Here is a 2,163-nt window from a genome sequence, read left to right on the forward strand (position 1 = left end):
GAGCTGGATGCACGGAAACGGGCACGTCCAGATCTAAATGGGAGGTGCGGGGTCTAATAGCCCCCATCGACCCAACCTGAGTGATGAAAATCGAGCGGAATCTCTAAAACAGTTGCAAGTTAAGCTTATTATGGTTACTACAGAATCCAAAATACTTTTACACGCTCTTTAATATCTTAGAGCAACTCCTCCACACGATCGATCGGCAAAGACCGACTGCCGTCGCCTACCGCCAGATTTACTCTGCGTCTTTGGTATCGTCGCTAGCCCCAAGTATTGCGATCTCTAGTTACGATCGAGATAAGGTGAGAGTTAAGGTTTCTCAAACCCGAGCCACCTCTCCCGAAAATGAAGATCGAACTTTGAATTAATTGTCCCTAATTTTAGAGAGAAAGATCCTAGTGTCTTCTAGAGCTTTAAATAAAAAGAACCCGAAACAGAAACCCGAAGAACCGATGGATCGTAAACCAGAAGATGGTAGATTCTTCGGTGGTATCGGTCAAATTGCTGGCGGTACGATTTTAGGTATCACCATGTTAACTAGTTCGATCGTTGCTGGCGGCTTAGTGGGGCTGGCAATTAGCTTTCGCAACTTACCAGACGTGCGGGTACTCCGCAGCTACGCACCGACCGAAACTACCTATATCTACGACGTCAAAGGGGTGCAGTTAGCCAGTTTGCACGACGAAGCCAATCGCGAAGTCGTACCGCTCAATCGGATTTCGCCCAACTTAAAACGCGCTCTACTGGCGATCGAAGACAGCCACTTTTACTATCATCAAGGGGTCAATCTGACTGGGGTGGGACGCGCAATTAGCACCAACTTCAAAAAAGGTGGCGTCACCGAGGGTGGTTCGACGATCACCATGCAGTTGATCAAAAACTTATTTCTCTCTCAAAAGCGACAATTTAGTCGAAAATTAGCTGAAGCAGTACTCTCGATTCGACTCGAACAAATTTTCCGTAAAGACGAAATTCTAGAAATGTACCTCAATCAAGTTTATTGGGGTCACAATAACTATGGGGTAGAAACAGCAGCCCAAAGCTATTTTAACAAACATGCCTCCGATCTTAATTTAGCAGAAGGGGCAATGATGGCAGGCGCAATCGCCGCACCCGAAAAATATAGTCCCTTTACTAATTTTAAAGCAGCTAAAAAGCGGCAAGAAGTAGTTTTGGCACGGATGGTCGAACTCAATTGGATTACCCCAGCCGAAGAACAAAAAGCTAAAGCCTATAAAATTAAACTCGGTAAGATCAAAACTTGGCAAAGTAGTAAATTACCCTTTGTTACCGATGCCGCGATCGAAGAACTCAATCAACGCTTCGGTCGTGAAACCGTCCGTAAAGGCGGGATGCGAATTCAAACCACGATCGATTATAACTTCCAACTCGCTGCCGAAAAAGTCGTTCAAAATGCTTACGATCGCCTAGGGAGAAGTAAGTATCAAATCAGCCTCGTCGCCGTCGATCCGCGCACGCACTTTATTAAAGCCATGGTGGGGGGCGTAGATTACAAAAAAAGTAACTTCAACCGTGCCATGTATGCAAATCGGCAACCTGGCTCCTCCTTCAAACCATTCGTCTTTTACACCGCCTTCGCTACTGGCAAATATTCACCCGAATCGACGGTATACGATACCCCCGTTCGCTATCGCGACGGTAGCGGCTACTATTCGCCGCGCAACTATGGCGGTGGTTATTCTGGCGCGATGAGCATTCGGAGTGCCATCATGCAGTCTACTAACATCCCCGCCGTGAAATTAGGTAAAGAAGTCGGCTTGGATAAAGTGATCCAAACTTGTCGCACCCTGGGCATTAAAAGTCCGATCGAACCCGTCGTATCATTACCATTAGGTGCGATCGGCGTTACCCCCGTCGAAATGGCTGGCGCATTTGCCACCTTTGCCAACAACGGCTGGCAATCCGAAACAACTACGATCCTCCGTGTCACCGACAGCGAAGGCAATATCCTCCTCGATAATACCCCCCAACCTCAACTAGTCCTCAACTCCTGGGCTACTGCGCAAATCAACAGCGCGCTCCAATCGGTAGTTAACGGCGGTACTGGTAAAGAAGCCGCAATCGGTCGTCCAGCCGCTGGAAAAACCGGAACCACCTCTTCAGAACGGGATGTCTGGTTTGTGGGCTACGTGCCCCAGC

Annotated in this window: 1 protein-coding gene; it reads left to right on the forward strand. The window is 48.0% G+C overall.

Going from position 1 to position 2,163, the window contains the following annotated elements; genetic code table 11:
• Positions 1 to 401: 401 nt before the first annotated feature.
• Positions 402 to 2,163, forward strand: a 1,762-nt coding sequence (locus C7B77_RS28775; protein WP_425430850.1) for a transglycosylase domain-containing protein, incomplete at its 3' end; no start/stop codon positions are given.

Source organism: Chamaesiphon polymorphus CCALA 037 (assembly GCF_003003845.1).
In the GTDB taxonomy this organism is placed as follows: Bacteria; Cyanobacteriota; Cyanobacteriia; order Cyanobacteriales; family Chamaesiphonaceae; genus Chamaesiphon; species Chamaesiphon polymorphus.